The organism is Nonomuraea sp. MTCD27, assembly GCF_041950495.1.
GTDB lineage: Bacteria > Actinomycetota > Actinomycetes > Streptosporangiales > Streptosporangiaceae > Nonomuraea.
In genome coordinates this window covers 44,339-61,428 of record NZ_JBGNUW010000006.1, presented here as the reverse complement: position 1 = coordinate 61,428, position 17,090 = coordinate 44,339, and the positions used below count along the sequence as shown (strand labels likewise).

Genomic DNA, 17,090 nt, shown 5'->3' with positions numbered 1-17,090 from the left:
ATGTCCGGTTAATGTGCGCCTTGTGGTGGCGGCGCGCACGGTACGGTGGTGATCCCTTGGCCGGGTGTGAGGAGAACGGTGGGCGCGAGCGAGCAGGCCGGGAGCGCCGCGGACCTGGAGGTCCCGTCGTCGGGACCGGAGGCCGACGACTTCGCCGAGCTGGTCCGCCGCCATCGCCGCGAGCTGCACGTGCTCTGCTACCGCCTGCTCGGCTCCTTCGAGGAGGCCGAGGACCATGTCCAGGACGTGCTGCTGCGGGCCTGGCGGTCCCGGGAGGACTTCGAGGGCCGGTCGAGCGTACGCACCTGGCTGTATCGCATCGCCACCAACGCGTGCCTGGACACGCTGCGCAGGGACGCCCGCCGGGCCGTGCCCGCATCGCCGGGGCCGTCGGTCGGCCTCGGCCCGTCGGTCGCCGGGATGCCCTGGTTGCAGCCCTATCCGGACCACCTGCTGGACGAGCTGGCCGACGACCAGCCGGGCCCTGAGGCGGTCGCGGTGAACAGGGAGACGATGTCGCTGGCCTTCCTGGCGACGATCCAGCTGCTGCCGCCGCGCCAGCGGGCCGTGGTGATCCTGCGCGACGTGGGCGGCTGGTCGGCCGCGGAGACCGCCGGCCTGCTCGACATGACCGTCCCCGCGATCAACAGCGCGCTGCAACGCGCCCGCGCCACGCTGCGCGACCAGTGGCCGGGCGGGCGGCTGGAGTGGGCGCCGGCCGCCCGGTCCGACCCGGGGCAACGCCGGCTGCTGCAGACCTACATCGAGGCCCACGAGCAGGCCGATCCGGAGATGCTGATCGCGGTGCTCCGCCACGACATCCGGCTGGCCATCTCCCGGGTCGGCGAATGGCGCGGCCGCGACGACGTGGCCGCCGCGCTGCGCCGCGGCATGAACTCCCTCGGCCGCTGGCGGCTGCTGCCGATCCCGGCCAACGGGCAGCCCGGCGTCGCCGGTTACGTACGCCGTCCGGGCGAAAGCGTGTTCGTGCCGTTCGTGCTCACGCTGCTGCGCTTCGACCAGGGCGCGCTGGTCGACGTCGCCGCCTTCGAGCAGCCGTCGTTGTTCGCCCGGTTCGGGCTGCCGGCCGTCCTGACCTGATGAGGGAAGCGGTCAGGCGACGGTGACGTCGAGGAAGATGGGTTTCTTCGCGGCGAGCAGCGGGGTGCCGTCCTCGTCGGTCATCTTCCAGAAGATCTTGCACCGGCCGGGGGTCTCGGAGGCGCGCACGCGTACGGTGATGTCGACGGACTCGCCCGGCAGGACCGGGCCGATCCCGACCCGTTTGGGAGCCTTGCACGGGGTGTCGTTCATGCGGGTGAGATAGCGCCCCTGCCACGGGACGTTGCCCGCGTTGCGCAGGCGCCAGGTCTTGTCGAAGGACGTGCCGCCCTTGACCACGGTCCCGTCCGGGTATGTCACGTCGCCCTCGAAGGCGGAGTCGTCGTGCGGCGAGGCGGACGGGGACGGGACGGCCGGGGGGTCGGGCTCGCTCTTCGCGTTCTCCATGATCATCGGCAGGACCCAGCCGACGAGGACGGCGGCGACGCCGACCACGCCGGTGACCGTCGCCAGCACGGCCGTCCTCCTGCCGGACGGCCGGCGGCCGCCGTGTGGGCCGCCGTGCGGGCCACCGTGCGGGCCACCGTGCGGGCCACCGTGCGGGCCACCGTGCGGGCCACCGTGCGGGCCACCGTGCGGGCCACCGTGCGGGCCACCGTGCGGGCCACCTCTGGGGCCGACGTCCCCGGCCGGTGGACGGCTGTCAGGGGAGGATGGGTGGGATTCGGGCATGGGGGCCTCATTCTCCGCGTACGCGGTGTTCGCGGCCTGCTCCCAGTACGCCCGCCACTCGCGCCGGACCTCCGCCGGATCCCGGCCCAGCCGGTCGACGGCCAGCACCCGGACGAACTCCCACGTCGTCTCCCAGCTCGGCAGCGCGCTGCCCCGGGCCGCCGCGGCCAGCGACGACTTCGAGGCCGCCGCCCCGAGGCGGGAGGCCATGTCCGCGAAGGACGGGTCACCCGCCTGCTCCTTGAGCTCCCAGAGACGGTGCGCGAGCAGCGCGACGGGGCCGGACTCAGGATCCGGCCGGATCGGCCGGCGCCCCCGCCGCGCCCCCGTGCCCTCGTCCTGCGATCCGGGCGACTCCGCCATCCCACCTCTGCTTCGGTCGACCGCTTCGTACGGCCTGCGCCGCACCACGCCAAGACCAAAGGAGGTTACCAAAGCCATCTCCGGTGAACGATCCGTCAAGGGGCGACAACCACGTCATAAGTGGAGAGCGGGACCCCGGAGCCCCAGGCGACGCGGATGCCACCGCAAAACCGCCTCACCTGAGACCCCAGGGCGCCCCGAGCGGCGGACGCCTGGGCGATCAGGCGTCAGCCGCAGTGGGAGACTTCCTTGATGGACTGGACGGTCGGGTGCGCGCCCTTGAACTTCTTCTTGTCGAAGTCGCCGCCACGCACCCAGATGCAGGCGTCCTTGGCCTGCGCGACGCGGATCTTGATGCCCCGGGAGTGCTTGCACCGGTTGTGGAAGTAGACGGTGACGCTCGTGGTGCCGTCGTCGCCGTACGAGTAGCTGAAGCACCGCGTCTTTCCCCGGACGACGTCGAGCGCGCTCAGCTGCGTCTGCGCGGAGACGGCCGGGGCTGCCGTGACGGGCGCCGCTGTGACGGGCGCCGCCGTGGCCGCCGCCGAGCAGGTGAGCATCGTGGCAGCCATGGAAGCCATGGCGAACGTGGCCTTCGTACGAATTCTCATGGGACTTCCCCCCATTTCGTTGGGCTTGCCGTTCTTTCTGCCCAACACTTTTGCCTGCCGCCGGACACGGTGCCAAGCAATTGCCGTCCGACAATTGTCCGAGCATTTTCCATCGGCCTTTGGACAATCGAATGCCCAGGTCAGCGGCGGGGGGAAATGGTGGCCGTGGTGCCGGAATTCAGTGACGGCCGGGCCGTGGCCGATGAAAGCCTCGCGTACACCGTGGGCGGATCGCGGCGCGTATGGAATGAGCCGTGCGACCCGCCCGCGTCGTCAGAGGACCGCGCCGGCCGGCCCGGTGAGCATGGTGACGCCGGCTCCGGCGAAGTTCGCCAGGTCGGCGACGGCGGCCTGGCCTTCCTCGCCGGCCATGGCCGTGTTGAACGCCTGCTGATCGTCGAAGGTCAGCACGGCGACGAGGTGGTACGCCGGCTGCGCGCCCTGCGCCGGAGCGGGCCGCATGACCGTGTACGCCCGCAGCCCGGGCAGCCGGGCCGCGAGCGGCGCGTGCGTCTCGTCGTAGTGCTTGTCGAAGGCCGCGGTGCTCTCGGGGTGGTGGTAGAGCACGATGAGCTGGAAAGCCACTGTCCGCCTCCATGGTCGGGGATGTGCCCTTCGATGAAACCCCCGCCGGCGCCCGCGCGAAAGGGCCCTGGTGGCGGCCGTTTCAGAGCACGATCTTCACCTTCGTGCCCCAGCCGGTGTAGCGGGTGTCGGTCACGGGGTGGAACGTCTCCTCGACCTTCTTGCCGTCCTGGTCGACCCCGCGGTGGCGGTGGCGTGGGCCTGTGCGCCGCCGGTGAGCGCGGCGGCCAGGACCACCGGGACGGTGGCGGCGACGAGACGTTTCCTCAAGGGGGTTCCTCCGCGATCGGCGAATGCAGGGGAAACCTGGCGGTTCGCGACCACGGAATGATCTCGTGGGCCGAGCGCTCCCGCGCCACCGTCCCCGGTCAGCCGAGCCAGCCGGGCACCACCAGGACGGCCCAGGCCGCCAGCGGCCCCACCAGCACGATCACACCCCCGTACGCCAGCAGCCTGCGGTAGAAGTCGTCCCGCGGCATGCCCCGGACGTTGGCCACCAGCAGCGCGCCCGTCGTGGAGAACGGGCTGACGTCCACGATCGCCGACGACACCGACAGCGCCGCGATCATCGCGATCGGCCCCAGCGTGCCCTGCGACAGCAGCGGCACGGCCAGCGGCACCAGCGCGCCCAGGATGCCCACGGTCGAGGCGAAGGCCGACACGACGCCGCCGACGTAACAGATGAGCAGCGCCACCAGCAGCGGGATGCCGATCGCGGCCACCGCCGAGCCGACGTAGTCGACGGTGCCGATCTCCTGCAGGACGCCCACGTACGTGACGACGCCGCAGATCAGCAGCACGGTCGGCCAGGCCACCTTCTCCACGGCGCCCTTGTTGGTCTTGGGGGAGGTGAGGGAGAGGATGACCGCGACGGTGACGGCCGTCAGGCCCACGTCCAGCTTGAACACCAGCACGGCCAGGCAGAGCGCGACGATGCCGGTCAGCGTCAGCGCCTGGTGCGCGGTGAGCCGCAGGCTCCCGCCGGTCACGGTGTCGCGGGCGACGGCGGTGCCCACCCCGCCACCGGTCCCGCCCTCGGACGGGCCGGGCTCCTCATCGAGGGGGTCGGGGGTGGCGGAGCCGATGGCGCCCCGGCGCACGAGGCCGAGGCCGCCGAAGACGAAGAAGACGGCCACGGCCGCGGCGGCGTTGAAGGCGAAGCTCGACAGGAACAGCACCAGGTTGTCGCTCGGCAGGTTCGAGTCCCTGGTGACGCCGTTCACGATCCCGCCGAGCACGCTGATCGGCGAGAACGCGCCCGCCTGCGTCCCGTGCGCCACCATGAGCCCGATCAGCATCGGATGGATCCGGTAGTCGGCCGCGAACCCGAACGCGATCGGCGCCAGGATCGCCGCCACCGCCGGCGCGGGCGCGCCCACGGCCGTCAGCAGCGCCGAGATGACGAACACGACCGGCGGGATGGCGGCCAGCCGGCCTCGTACGAGATGCACGGCAGCCCGTACGAGCCAGTCCACCGTGCCGTTGTTGGTGGCGATCGCGAACAGGAGCGTCACCCCGACGAGGATCACGAACAGGCTGCCGGGGAAGGCGCCGAGGATGTCGTCGGTGCTCATGCCGGCGGCCAGCGTGCCGACCAGGAAGGCGCCGACGAGTGCCAGCGCCCCGAGGTTCACGGGGAAGATGGTGGCCACGACGAACATGGCGATGAGGGCGAGAATGGACAGGAGCTCTGCGGACACTGCTTACTCCGATCTCCCCCGAACGTCAGTGCAGGCCGGCCGCCCGATGGACGAGCTCGACCGGGTGGCGGGCGCGGCGTCCCGCGCCGTGGGCGATCTGCTGGCGGCACGAGACCCCCGTGGCCGCGAGCAGCGTGTCGGGTGAGGACGCGGCGATCGCCGGGAAGAGCCGGAGGCCGCCGATCTTCATGGACAGGTCGTAGTGCTCGGCCTCGAAGCCGAACGATCCGGCCATGCCGCAGCAGCCGGCGTCGATCTCCGTCACCTCCGCTCCCGGGATCCTGGACAGCAGCGCCCGCGTGGCGGCGGTGCCGGTGACGGCCTTCTCGTGGCAGTGGCCGTGCAGGAGGATCTCGCGCCCGCGCAGCGCGTCGCCCAGCACGAGCGAGCCGTCGTCGATCGCCTCCGCCAGCAGTTCGGGGATGAGCCGGGCGCGGGCCGCCACCGCCGCCACGCGCGGATCGCCGGGGAGCAGGGCGGCGTACTCGTCCTTGAGGGTCAGCAGGCAGGACGGCTCCAGGCCCACGATCGGCGCGTCGGAGGCGGCCAGGCGGGTGACCATCGCCTCGGCCATCGTCCGGGCCCGGTCGAGCAGGCCCTTGGAGATGCTGGAGCGGCCGCAGCAGCCCTCGGCCGCCAGGCGTACCCGGTAGCCGGCGCGCTCCAGCAGCTCGACGGCGGCGCGGCCGATGGCCGGCTCGCTGTAGGTGGTGAAGGAGTCGGCCAGCAGGATGACCTCTTTGCCCGAAGTGCCCGAAGTGCCCGAAGTGCCGGAGGTGTCGGCGGTGCCGGCGGGTTGGGGGCGGCGGGCGTGCCAGCGGAGCAGGTGGTCGCGGTGGAAGCGGGGGAGCGGGCGGCGCCGGCTCAGGCCGAGCGGGCCGCGCAGGGCGCCGGCCAGCCAGTTCGACAGCGGCGCGGTGGCCGAGCCGAGCCGGTTGAGCGTCCTGATCGCCCCGAACAGCCGCGCGCGCACCGGCACGCCGTGGAGCTCCTGGTACTGGTGGAGGAACTCGCTCTTCAGCGCCGCCATGTCCACCCCGAGCGGGCACTCGGACTGGCACGCCTTGCACTCCAGGCAGAGGTCCAGGATGCCGTGCAGCCGCTCGTCGCCCAGCGCCCACCGGGGGTCGGGCGAGGACAGCGCCTTGACCAGGGCGTTGGCCCGGCCGCGGGTGGAGTGCTCCTCCTCGCGGGTGGCCATGTACGACGGGCACATGACGCCCGTGTCGTCCTTGCGGCAGACGCCCACGTTCATGCACCGGTCGGCCGCGGCGTGCATGCCGCCGTCGAACGTCAAGGCCGTGGCCAGCGGGCGCGGCTCGGGCATCGCCGGGTCGCGCAGGTGGTCGGTCATCGGCGGCGCGTCCACGATCTTGCCCGGGTTCAGCCGGCCGTGCGGGTCGAAGACCTGTTTGACCTGCCGCATCGCCTCGTAGACGGCGTCGCCGAACAGCTGCCGGTTGAACTCGGAGCGGGCCAGCCCGTCGCCGTGCTCGCTGGAGTTCACGCCGCCGTGCCGGGCGGCCAGCTGGGCGATCTCCTCGGCCACCGCCCGCATGGTGCCGATCTCGCCGGGCGCGCGCAGGTCCACGAACGGGCGGATGTGCAGGCAGCCGACCGAGCAGTGGCCGTAGAAGCCGGCGCTCAGCCCGTGGCGCTCGAGGATCCCCGCGAACTCCTCGACGTACGGCAGCAGCCGCTCCGGCGGCACGGCCGTGTCCTCGACGAACGCCAGCGGCCTGCGGCTGCCCACGCTGGAGGCCATCAGCAGCCCGAGCCCCGCCTTGCGGACCTTGAGCACGGCCGCCTGCTGCTGCGCGGTGACCGCCCTGAGCGTGTGGTAGCCGTGGCCGTTGGACTTCCAGGTGGCGGCCAGCTTGTCCACGCGGTCGGCGACCTCGGCCGGGGTGTCGCCGAAGAACTCCACGAACAGCAGCGCCGCCGGATCGCCCTCCAGGATGTCGCCGAGCCCCGCGTAGTCCACCCGCCGCCTGGACAGGTCGAGGATGGCCTTGTCCAGGAGCTCGACCGAGGCGGCGTCGAAGGAGAGGGCGTCGGCGGTGGCGGCGATGGCCGCCGGGGTGGAGGTGAAGTGCCCGACGGCGATGGCTTTCGCCCGCGGCAGGTCCACCAGGCCCACCGTGGCCTCGGTCACCACGGCCAGGGTGCCTTCCGAGCCGACGATCAGCTTGGTCAGGTCCGGCCTGGTCAAGTCCGGCCTGGTCAGTTCCGGCCTGGTCGAGGCAGCCTCGGTCAAGGCGGACTCGGTCCAGGCAGGCTCGGTCAGGCCGGCGGCGGCGTCGAGGCGGTAGCCGCCCGAGTGGCGCCAGAAGCGCGGGAAGCCCGACAGGTCGAGCCCGCTCAGGACGCCGGCGACCGCCTCGGTCAGGCGGGCGTCGGTGGCCAGGTCGGGCATGGTGGCGTCGGCGAGCACCACCCGCAGTGCCTGGACATGGTCGATCGTGGAGCCGTACAGGACGGAGTGGCTGCCGGCCGAGTTGTTGCCGATCATGCCGCCGATCGTGGCCCGGTTGCTGGTGGAGGTGTCGGGCCCGAACATCAGCCCGTGCTTGCGGGCCGCCCGGTTGAGCTGGTCCTGCACCACGCCGGGCTGCACCCGGGCGGTCCGGCCGTCGATCTCCAGGATGCGGTTCATGTGCCGGGAGAAGTCCACGATCACGGCCGCGCCCACCGTCTGCCCGGCCAGGCTGGTGCCCGCCCCGCGCGGCAGCACCGGCACGCCCAGCTCGCCGCAGGCCGCCACCAGGGCCTGCACGTCGTCGGCGTGGCGGGGGAAGGCGACGGCGAGCGGCTCGATGGCGTACATGCTGGCGTCGGAGGAGTAGAGGTGCCTGGTGTAGGGGTCGTCCCGGACGTCGCCGGCGAGGAGCGGGGCCAGCGTGCGGGCCAGGCTCATCGACCGCCCTCCAGATAGGCCAGCGCCGCCCGCGTGCCGCCCTCCTTGATCGGCACCCCGGCCGCGCTCAGCCCCATCTCGACCCCGCTCAGCGTGCCCGCGAGCATCAGATCGTTGAAATGGCCGAGATGCCCGATCCGGAAGATTTTGCCCGCGAGCCGCCCGAGCCCGGTGCCGAGCGACATGTCGTAGCGCTCCAGGATCAGCCGCCTGACCGCGTCGGCGTCGTGCCCGTCGGGCATCATCACGGCCGTGAGCGAGCTGGAGTGCTCGCGCTCGTCGGCGCAGAGCACCTCCAGCCCCCAGCCGCGCACGGCCCGCCGGGTCGCCTCGGCGTGCCGGTCGTGCCGGGCGAAGACCGCGTCCAGGCCCTCCTCCTCCAGCATGAGGAGCGCCTCGCGCAGGCCGTACAGCAGGTTGGTGGGCGGCGTGTACGGGAAGAAGCCCTGCCGGTTGGCCGCGATGATCGGCTCCCAGTCCCAGTACGACCGGGGCAGCCGCCCCCGGTGCGCCAGCGCCTTCTCGCTGACCGCGTTGAACCCCATGCCGGGCGGCAGCATCAGCCCCTTCTGCGAGCACCCGACGGTCACGTCCACGCCCCACTCGTCGTGGCGGTAGTCCATCGAGCCCAGCGACGAGATCGTGTCGACCAGCAGCAGCGCCGGATGCCGGGCCCGGTCGATGACCGCCCTGAGCTCGGGGATCCGGCTGCGCACGCCGGTCGAGGTCTCGTTGTGCACCACCATGACGGCGGCGACGCCGGGGGTGAGGTGCTCGGCCAGCACGTCGGGGTCGGCGCCGTGCCGCCAGTCGCCCGGGATCAGGTCCACGACCAGCCCCAGCCGGGCGGCCATCTCGCACCACAGCGAGGAGAAGTGCCCGGTCTCGAACACCACGACCCGTTCTCCCGGCGACAGCGTGTTGACCAGCGCCGCCTCCCAGGCTCCCGTGCCCGACGACGGATAGACGACCACCGGGCCGGTCGTCCTGAAGACGGTCTTCAGCCGTTCGAGCAGCTCGCCCGCCAGCCGGGCGAACTCCGGCCCCCGGTGGTCGATCGTGGGCTGCGCGATGGCGCGCAGCACCCGGTCGGGGACGTTGGTCGGCCCGGGGATCTGCAGGAAGTGCCGGCCCACTCTCTTTCCACCTCCGTGCCATCACACGGCACGGCGTGCCGCTGTGCGGTTCATTAACATTAAAATCGGCCCGCAGAGGAGTCAATGCATGCAGAACGTGATCACCGCCCTCCGAGTGCTCGAAGAGGTCGCCGCCCGCCAGCCCATCGGCGTCGGCGAGCTGGCCCGTGGGCTCGGTCTGCCGAAGAGCACGGTGCAGCGCTCGCTGAGGACGCTGCACGAGGCGGGCTGGATCAGACCGGCCGGGGGCGAGGTCACGCGCTGGCAGGTGACCAGCAAGGCGTTACAGGTCGCGCGCGGGACCGAGCTGGGGCTGCGCGACGCGGCCATGCCGGTCATGGAGGAGCTGCGCCAGCGCACCGGGGAGACGATCCACCTGATGGTGCCCGAGGGCGACGCGGTCGTGCTGATCGAGCGGCTGGAGACCGACAAGCCGCTGCGCATCGTGCTGCCGCTGGGCATCCGGCTGCCGCTGCACGCCTCGGCCAACGGCAAGGCCGTGCTCGCCCACCTGCACCGCCCCGCCGGCGAGCTGCCGGGTTACACCGACACCACGATCATCGACCCGGGCGCCCTGCGGGCCGAGCTGGAGGCGGTGCTCGCCCGCGGGTACGCCGACAACCGGGGCGAGTGGCGCTCCGACATCGCCGCCGTCGCCGCCGCCGTCCTGGGCCCCGACGGGCCGGTCGCCAGCCTCAGCGTCTCCACCCCGGCCAGCCGCATGCCGGAGGAGCTCCGCGCCGAATACGGCAAGCTCGTCACCCAGGCGGCCAGGGCCCTGGGCGAGTCGCTCGGCTGAGGCAGGCATTTCGGCTGCGGCGACGGGAAGTGATCGAGGCCGTCGCGCGGTCCCCGGCCAAGGCCCGGCGTCACCTCAACCGGTGGGGGACGGGCTCGGCGGCGGGCTGATCGGCCTGGTGGGCGACGGCGGCGCGGGCGCCGGCGTAACGGGGCCCGCCGGGGCGGACGGCAGGTTGGCGAAATGGTCGGTCCGCGTCTTGACCGGCACCGACACGCGAATGGCGTCGGCGTCCTTGAAGATGAACGTCATGGGCACCGTGTTGGCGCGCACGCCGCTGACCGTGCCGATGGGCTGGTTGCCGGTGCCGACCGGCTGGTTCGGCGGCAGCATGACCGGGCCGGCGAGCTGCACCGAGCCGCCGCCGTCGACGGTGATCCGCTCCAGCTGGACGGGCCGGGCGGAGTCGTTGACCAGCACCGCGAAGAGCGCCTCGGGAGTGCCGGCGGCGGGCGGGTCCGCGTTGCCGCGCAGGAGGAAGGCGTTGCGCAGGCTCACGCCCGCCACGTCGGCGTTGGCCCCGTCGTTCTGCGGGACCCGGTTGGCCTTGTCGAAGCCGTAGTTCGTGCAGCCGGTGGCGGCCAGGGCCACGACGATCGCGGCGGTGACGATGGGACGCATCGCGGTCCTCCTCTCGGACAGTAGTCCTCCCGCTACCCCCGAACCGCGCCCGCAACCAGGCAGGATCGCAACCTCCGGCAGGTGCGGGAAAGCCGGGATCCCCGCCATTTCCGGCTGGTGACCATCGATGATGCATCATGTACCGTCACCGTTAACGCGTGACCTACCCCAGGAGCGGTAGATGGTTGAGCAGCAAGGACTCGACGCGACAGGTCAGCAGAAGAGACGGCAACTGGTCCGGGCGGTGATCGCCTCCGCCGTAGGGACCTCGATCGAGTGGTACGACTTCTTCCTCTACGGCTTCGCCGCCAGCACCATCTTCGCGGAGCTGTTCTTCCCGACCAACGACCCGACGACCGGACTCCTGCTCGCCCTCGGCACCTATTTCGGCGGCTTCGCCGCCCGCCCCATCGGCGCGGCGATCTTCGGCCACTACGGCGACCGCATCGGACGCAAGGCCACCCTGATCATCACCCTCCTGACCATGGGCATCGCGACCGCTCTCGTGGGCCTGGTGCCCACCTACGAGCAGATCGGGATCTGGGGCGGCATCCTGCTCACCCTCCTGCGCCTGCTGCAGGGCATCAGCGTCGGCGGCGAATGGGGCGGCTCCGTCCTGCTGGCCACCGAGTGGGGCAAGACGCGCGGCGGCAAGCGCGGCTTCCTCGGCAGCTGGCCGCAGTTCGGTGTCCCCGTCGGGCTCGTGCTCGGCTACCTGGCGCTGCAGATCTTCCAGCCGCTCGACCCCTACTGGGGCTGGCGCATCCCGTTCCTGCTCAGCATCGTGATGGCGGCCGTGGGCCTGTACATCAGGCTCGGCATCCTGGAGACGCCGGTCTTCGCCAAGGTCGTCAGGGAGAACAGGGTCGAGCGCGTGCCCGTGCGCCAGGTGCTGGCCATGAACTGGCGGGAGATCGTGCTGAGCGCGCTGCTGCGCACCGGCCAGCAGGCGCCGTTCTACATCTTCACCGTCTTCATCCTCACCTACGCCACGAAGACGCTGGGCTTCCAGGCGAGCGACGTCTACACGTACGTCATCGCCGCCGGCGTCGTCTCGCTGTTCACCGTGCCGTTCTGGGGCTACATGTCCGACCTCGTGGGCCGCCGGCGGCTGTACATGATCGGCGCCGCGCTCATGGTGGTCTGGTCGTTCATCTACTGGCCGCTGCTCGACACCCGCGTCCCCGCGCTGGTCTTCCTGGCCATCGTGCTGGCCGCGCCCATCCACGACATCCAGTACGGCCCGCAGGCCACGTTCATCGCCGAGAGCTTCACCGGGCGGCTGCGCTACAGCGGCGCCTCGCTCGGCTACCAGCTCGCCTCGCTGACGGCCGGCGGCCCCGCGCCGCTGATCGCGGTCTGGTTGTACGCCACCTACCAGAGCTCGTTGTCCATCGCCATCTACATGGCGATCTGCGCCGCGATCAGCGTCGTGGCCGCGTACGCGCTGAAGGACCGCTCGCAGCAGGACTACGCCGTCGAGTACGACGAGCCGCAGCCCACGAGCAGCGGTTAGGCCAGCCGCCCGATGGCCGCCATGGTGGCGTCGAGATGGCGCAGCACGATCTCCACGGCGGCCTCGGCGCGCCGCTGCCTGAAGGCCGCCAGCAGCTCGCGATGATCGCGGTCGGCCTGCTCCCTGCGCGCCCGTTCCTGACCGCGCAGGGAGAGGCCGACGTAGACGGCGGCGCCGTCGCGCAGGCCCTTGAGGATCGCGCACAGCCGGGGCGAGCGCGCCGCGTCGCCGAAGACGGCGTGAAACTGGCGGTTGAGCTCCACCCACTGCCCCGGGTCGCGCTCCTCCTCCATGAGCTCCAGCAGCGCGGCCGCCCGGTCGAGCTCGTCGTCGGTGATGCGCTCGACGGCCTTGCGGATCGAGACCGGCTCCAGCATGCGGCGCAGCTCGTAGATCTCCCTGACCTCGGCCATGTCGAGCTCGCGGATCATCGCCCCCTTGTGGGCGTCGATCCTGATCAGGCCCTCGCCGGCCAGGTCGCGCAGGGCCTCGCGCACGGGCGTGATGCTGACCTTGAGCTGGGCGGCGACGTCGGCCTGCACGAGCCGGTAGCCGAGCGGCAGGTCGCCGCCGAGGATCGCCCGCCGGAGCGTTTCGTAGACGAAGGCGTGCGCGGTGCGCGCGGGCGGGCCGGGCTTCAGCACGACGGTCGTCACGCAAGCCACTATAAGGCGCACCTCGCCGGCGCCACCCGGCAGCTCACGGGGCCTCCGCCACCACCGGGTTGCTCAGCTCGCCCAGCCCCTCCACCGCGATGGTCATCGTGTCACCGGCCTGGACCGGGCGCACGCCGGGCGGGGTCCCGGTCATGATCACGTCGCCGGGCTCCAGGGTGGAGAACGCCGACACGTACGCGATCAGCGTGGGGATGTCGAAGATGAAGTCCCGCGTACGCCCGTCCTGGCGCACCTCACCGCTCACCGTGCAGGTGACGCGGACGTCCGACGGGTCGAAGTCGGTGTCCACCCACGGCCCCAGCGGGCAGAAGGTGTCGAAGCCCTTGCCGCGCGTCCACTGGGGGTCGCTCTTCTGGATGTCGCGGGCCGTGACGTCGTTGCCGATCGTGTAGCCGAACACCAGCGACATCGCGTCCTCGGCGGCGACCCGCCGCCCCGCGCGGCCGATCACGACGACCAGCTCCGCCTCCGGGTCGAGCCGCCCGGACAGCGACGGGTAGACGACCTCGTCCCCGGGGCCGACGATCGAGGACGGCGGCTTCAGGAAGATCAGCGGCTCCTTGGGCACCGGGTTGCCGAACTCGGCCGCGTGGTCGGCGTAGTTCCGGCCGACGCAGACGATCTTGCTCGGGGTGACGGGGGCGCGCAGGCGTAGGTCCTCGACGTTGCCCACGACCGCGCCGGGGACCAGCTCCGTGAAGGGGTCACCCTGGGCGGCGCGTACCGTTCCGTCGGGGTCGAGCACCCCCCACCGCACCGTGCCCGCGTCGTCGTACCTGATGATGCGCATCTCGCTCCTCAGCAACCGTTGTACTTGTTCGTCCAGAGGCGGCCCTCGGCCGCGTCCGCCTTCTCCTCGAGGATTTTCAGCCTGAGCATGACATCGAGCGTGCGCTGGACGACCGCCGGGTCGAAACACCCCTTGTCGGACAGCGCGGAGGACATCGCCCGCACCGTGCGCAGCACCGTCGCCCGGTCGCTGCTGCCCAGGTCGTCCATGATCTGGCCGGCCACCGCCTCCGGCTGCTGCTTGACCTTCGTGGTGGCCCGCGCCAGCACGCGGCTGAAGGCGGTGGCGGTCGCGGCGTTCTCCTCGGCCCACTGCCGCGAGGTGGCCCACGCGGTGTAGTCGAACTTGTCCAGCTCCGGCACCTCGCCCTTGGGCCCGTCGATGAGGACCACGCCGAAGCCCTTCTCGGCGGCCACATACGGCGTCGGCGGCGACAGGTGGTAGGCGTCGATCTGGCTCTTCTCCAGGGCGGCCAGCAGCGCCGACCCGCCGCCGAGCGGCACGAGCTCCACGTCGCGCTCCGGGTCGAGGCCGACCGAGCCCAGGTAGTAGCGCATGTACGTGTCGGTGGGGGAGCCCGGCGAGGTGATGCCGATCTTGAGCCCCTTGAGCGCGCCCAGCCGGTCGCGCAGCGGCGAGGCCGCGGTGACGTTCTTGCGCTCGGCGACCTCCTTGCGCATGACGAGCGTGAGCGTGACCCGGTCGAGGATGTCGTGCGCCATGACCACCGAGTCGTCGCCCGCCTTGCTCAGCTCGGCCAGGTCCTCGAACCCGACGTCGGCGTACTGGGCCTGGCCCGAGGCGAGCGCGGCGATGCTGTCGTTGCCGCTCTCCACCTCCACGATCTCGACCGTGAGCCCTTCCTTGGCGAACAGGCCGTCGTCCTGGGCGACGTACAGGGCGGAGAGGAACACGTTCGGCGCCGACGCGATCGTGATCCGCTTCGCCTCCTGGGCCGGCTCGCCGCCACCGCCGCATCCGGCGGTCACCAGGACGAGCACCGCGATCGCCGCCAACCTCATCCGAACCGACCTCCTCGACTCGCAGGGCCCTCTACACGACGTCGTCGCCGCGCAGCCTGACCTCGGGCCGCCAGCGCAGCACGCGGGACAGGGGACGCAGGGACATGGACAGGAGCAGGACGATCGCGGCCAGCACGATCGTCCCCGCGATGACCCCCGCGGTCTGGTAACGCCCGGCCGCCGCCCTGGTCAGGTAGCCGATGCCGCGGTTGGAGGCGATGAACTCCCCGACCACCGCGCCGATCATGGCCGCCGGCAGGGTGACGCGCAGGGCCGCCAGCACGTACGGCAGGGCGCCCGGCAGCAGCACCGACCGCATCGTGGCCCACCGGGTGCCGCCCATCACCCGGGTGACGTCGAGCAACCCCTGCGGCACCTGCCGGATGCCCTCGACGGTGTTGATGAAGACCACGAAGAACACGAAGTACGCGGCCAGCACGATCTTGGGCGCCAGCCCGATGCCGAACCAGAGGATGAAGACCGGCCCGAGCGCCACCGCCGGGATCGAGTACGCGATCAGGAAGTAGGGCTCCACGACCCGGTAGGCCACCCGGCGCAGCGCCAGCGGCCAGGCCAGCAGCACGGCCAGCGTCGCCCCGGAGAGGAAGCCCAGCGCGGTCGAGGTGAGCGTGAACCGCGCGTGGAACCAGAAGTCGGCCGAACCGAACCAGTCGAGCAGCCGCGCGGCCACGGCCTGCGGACTGCTGATGAAGAACGGCCGGACCAGGGTGCCGGAGACGAGGTCCCACACCACCACGGCCCCGGCCGCCGCCCCGATCCGCCCCGCCCACACGAGCGCCCGCCGCGCCCGGCGCCGCCGCGCGTGCCGCCGCCGCACCCCGTCGAGCACCTGCTCGCTCGTCGCTCCTTCGGCCGTCCGCCCGCTCATCCGTGCGGCCTGTCCGCGCACCACGGCAGCGCCCGCGCCTCCACCGCCCGGATGGCCGCGTTGACCAGCATGACCAGGGCGGCCACGACCACGATCCCGGCGAAGACGGTCGCGGTCTCGAACTGGCGCGACGAGCGCACGATCAGGAAGCCCAGCCCCTGGGTCGCCGCGATGAACTCGCCGAGGATCGCGCCGACCATGGCGCGCGAGAAGGTCAGCCGGATGCTCGCCACCACGGCGGGCGCGGCGCCGGGCAGGACGACCGTACGCACGAGCGTCGCGCCCCGGGCCCCCATCACCCGCGACACCTCGACCAGGCCGGGACTGATGCCCCGCACCCCCGCCATGGTGTTGGCCAGCACGATCAGGAACACCATCAGCGCGGCCAGCAGGATCTTCGGCAGCAGGCCGAGCCCGAACCACATGATGAACATCGGCGCGAGCGCGATCTTCGGGATGGAGTAGAACGCGGCCAGGAACGGCCCCGCTATCTCGTCCAGCACCGGCACGGCCACCAGGACCAGCGCCGCCGCCAGCCCCACCGCGATGCCGATCAGGTAGCCGGCGCCCGCCTCGCCCAGCGTCACCCCGATGTGCCCCCACAACTGCCCGTCGACGACGAGCTCCACCAGGCGGGCCGCGACCTCCGAGGGGCTGCTGACGTACCGGCGCTCGACGACCAGTGGCACGCCGAACTCCCAGATCAGCAGCAGCGCCGCGCCCAGCAGCACGATCCCGGACCGCACGAGCAGCCGCTCCCGGGCCGCGGCGGCGCGGGAGCGGGCGGCGGCCCGGCCGAGCACCCCCGCGGTGGCGGGCATCGTGGCCACGCGGGCGTCGGGGAGCGTCATGTCGCCGCGATCTCCATGCGGATGTCGTCCCACAACGCGTCGTACAGTTCCCTGAACTGCGGGAGATCGTGGATGTGGAACACGTCGCGCGGCCGGGGGAGGCCCACCTCGTACTCGCGCTTGATGCGGCCGGGGCGGCAGGTGAACGTGATGATCCGGTCACTGAGCGCGATGGCCTCGACGAGGTCGTGCGTGACGAACAGGACGGTCGGCCGCCGCAGCTCCCACAGCTTGAGCAGCTCGTCCTGGAGGATCACCCGGGTCTGCGCGTCGAGCGGGCCGAACGGCTCGTCCATGAGGACGACGTCGCTGTCGTACGCGAGCGTGCGCACGATCCCGGCCCGCTTGCGCATGCCGCCGGACAGCTCGTGCGGGTAGTGGTTCTCGAAGCCGGTCAGCCCGACCAGCTCGATGAACTCGCGGGCCCGGCGGCGCCGCTCCTCCTTGGGCACGCGGCGCAGCTCCAGGCCGTACTCGACGTTGCGTGACATCGAGCGCCACGGGAGCAGGTTGTCGTCCTGGGTGATGTAGCCGACCTCGGTGTTCACCCCGGTGACGGGCCGGCCGTGGTGCACGACCTGCCCGGCGGACGGCTGGATGAGCCCGGCCAGCAGGTTGAGCACCGTGGACTTGCCGCAGCCCGACGGGCCGACCAGGCTGATGAACTCGCCGGGGCGCGCCGCGAAGCTCACGTCCTCCAGGGCGAGCAGCGGCTGCGCGGAACGGCCTCGCGGAACGAACGCCTTGTAGACCGCCTCCAGGCGGATGGCCTCTTCGAGTGGTGCCATTCGATCAGCTCCATACCGGATACCGAAGATG

Annotated in this window: 17 protein-coding genes; 3 read left to right on the top strand and 14 right to left on the bottom strand. The window is 71.9% G+C overall.

From position 1 onward, the window contains the following. The first annotated feature begins 78 nt into the window (after positions 1-78). Positions 79-1,101: an RNA polymerase subunit sigma-70 gene (locus ACBJ59_RS19235; protein WP_375111575.1), complete on the top strand. Its 1,023-nt coding sequence runs from the start codon at positions 79-81 to the stop codon at positions 1,099-1,101. Positions 1,102-1,113: 12 nt separating this feature from the next. On the opposite strand, the gene ACBJ59_RS19230 is transcribed toward ACBJ59_RS19235, so the two are convergent. From ACBJ59_RS19230 to ACBJ59_RS19200, 7 genes are all read right to left on the bottom strand, one after another. Further along, positions 1,114-2,157, bottom strand: a complete 1,044-nt coding sequence (locus ACBJ59_RS19230) for an NBR1-Ig-like domain-containing protein (RefSeq protein ID WP_375111574.1) — start codon at positions 2,155-2,157, stop codon at positions 1,114-1,116. Between the two features lie 227 nt (positions 2,158-2,384). Beyond that, a complete protein-coding gene (locus ACBJ59_RS19225) occupies positions 2,385-2,768 on the bottom strand; it encodes a hypothetical protein (RefSeq protein WP_375111573.1) in 384 nt (127 codons plus the stop codon). A 273-nt stretch (positions 2,769-3,041) separates the two neighbouring features. Beyond that, a complete protein-coding gene (locus ACBJ59_RS19220; RefSeq protein ID WP_364123660.1) occupies positions 3,042-3,353 on the bottom strand; it encodes an EthD family reductase in 312 nt (103 codons plus the stop codon). A gap of 132 nt (positions 3,354-3,485) precedes the next feature. Beyond that, the gene (locus ACBJ59_RS19215; RefSeq protein WP_375111572.1) at positions 3,486-3,623 is read right to left on the bottom strand and encodes a hypothetical protein; all 138 of its coding nucleotides are present in this window, start codon (positions 3,621-3,623) and stop codon (positions 3,486-3,488) included. 98 nt (positions 3,624-3,721) lie between these two features. Beyond that, entirely contained in the window at positions 3,722-5,053 is a 1,332-nt protein-coding gene (locus tag ACBJ59_RS19210) for an SLC13 family permease (protein ID WP_375111571.1), read from the bottom strand. A gap of 25 nt (positions 5,054-5,078) precedes the next feature. Continuing rightward, on the bottom strand, positions 5,079-7,970 hold the full coding sequence (locus ACBJ59_RS19205) for an FAD-binding and (Fe-S)-binding domain-containing protein (protein WP_375111570.1): 2,892 nt from the start codon (positions 7,968-7,970) through the stop codon (positions 5,079-5,081). Continuing rightward, positions 7,967-9,106, bottom strand: a complete 1,140-nt coding sequence (locus ACBJ59_RS19200; RefSeq protein WP_375111569.1) for a pyridoxal-phosphate-dependent aminotransferase family protein — start codon at positions 9,104-9,106, stop codon at positions 7,967-7,969. Before ACBJ59_RS19200 ends, ACBJ59_RS19205 begins: the two co-directional genes overlap by 4 nt. A gap of 88 nt (positions 9,107-9,194) precedes the next feature. On the opposite strand from ACBJ59_RS19200, the gene ACBJ59_RS19195 reads away from it, so the two are divergent. Further along, positions 9,195-9,905: an IclR family transcriptional regulator gene (locus ACBJ59_RS19195; RefSeq protein WP_375111568.1), complete on the top strand. Its 711-nt coding sequence runs from the start codon at positions 9,195-9,197 to the stop codon at positions 9,903-9,905. A 75-nt stretch (positions 9,906-9,980) separates the two neighbouring features. Here ACBJ59_RS19195 and ACBJ59_RS19190 read toward each other — a convergent pair whose 3' ends face one another. Beyond that, on the bottom strand, positions 9,981-10,526 hold the full coding sequence (locus ACBJ59_RS19190) for a hypothetical protein (RefSeq protein ID WP_375111567.1): 546 nt from the start codon (positions 10,524-10,526) through the stop codon (positions 9,981-9,983). Positions 10,527-10,707: 181 nt separating this feature from the next. Between ACBJ59_RS19190 and ACBJ59_RS19185 the strand changes: the two genes are divergently transcribed. Then, a complete protein-coding gene (locus ACBJ59_RS19185; RefSeq protein WP_375111566.1) occupies positions 10,708-12,042 on the top strand; it encodes an MFS transporter in 1,335 nt (444 codons plus the stop codon). Here ACBJ59_RS19185 and ACBJ59_RS19180 read toward each other — a convergent pair. The 6 genes from ACBJ59_RS19180 to ACBJ59_RS19155 are packed head-to-tail and all read right to left on the bottom strand — an operon-like array spanning position 12,039 to position 17,059. Further along, on the bottom strand, positions 12,039-12,698 hold the full coding sequence (locus ACBJ59_RS19180) for a GntR family transcriptional regulator (protein WP_375111565.1): 660 nt from the start codon (positions 12,696-12,698) through the stop codon (positions 12,039-12,041). The two genes, ACBJ59_RS19185 and ACBJ59_RS19180, sit on opposite strands and share 4 nt — an antisense overlap. Before the next feature lie 43 nt (positions 12,699-12,741). Further along, positions 12,742-13,509, bottom strand: coding sequence for a fumarylacetoacetate hydrolase family protein (locus tag ACBJ59_RS19175; protein ID WP_375111564.1), 768 nt, complete (start codon positions 13,507-13,509; stop codon positions 12,742-12,744). Positions 13,510-13,517: 8 nt separating this feature from the next. Beyond that, positions 13,518-14,531 (bottom strand): ABC transporter substrate-binding protein, encoded by a 1,014-nt coding sequence (locus tag ACBJ59_RS19170; RefSeq protein WP_375111563.1) that lies wholly within the window; start codon positions 14,529-14,531, stop codon positions 13,518-13,520. A 31-nt stretch (positions 14,532-14,562) separates the two neighbouring features. After that, positions 14,563-15,420 (bottom strand): ABC transporter permease, encoded by an 858-nt coding sequence (locus tag ACBJ59_RS19165; protein WP_375111562.1) that lies wholly within the window; start codon positions 15,418-15,420, stop codon positions 14,563-14,565. Then, positions 15,417-16,271: an ABC transporter permease gene (locus ACBJ59_RS19160; RefSeq protein WP_375111561.1), complete on the bottom strand. Its 855-nt coding sequence runs from the start codon at positions 16,269-16,271 to the stop codon at positions 15,417-15,419. The genes ACBJ59_RS19165 and ACBJ59_RS19160 overlap by 4 nt, the downstream gene beginning before the upstream one ends. Further along, positions 16,268-17,059 carry an ABC transporter ATP-binding protein gene (locus ACBJ59_RS19155; RefSeq protein ID WP_364123684.1) on the bottom strand — a complete coding sequence of 264 codons (792 nt, stop codon included), beginning with the start codon at positions 17,057-17,059 and terminating at the stop codon, positions 16,268-16,270. Before ACBJ59_RS19155 ends, ACBJ59_RS19160 begins: the two co-directional genes overlap by 4 nt. Between the last annotated feature and the right edge of the window lie 31 nt (positions 17,060-17,090).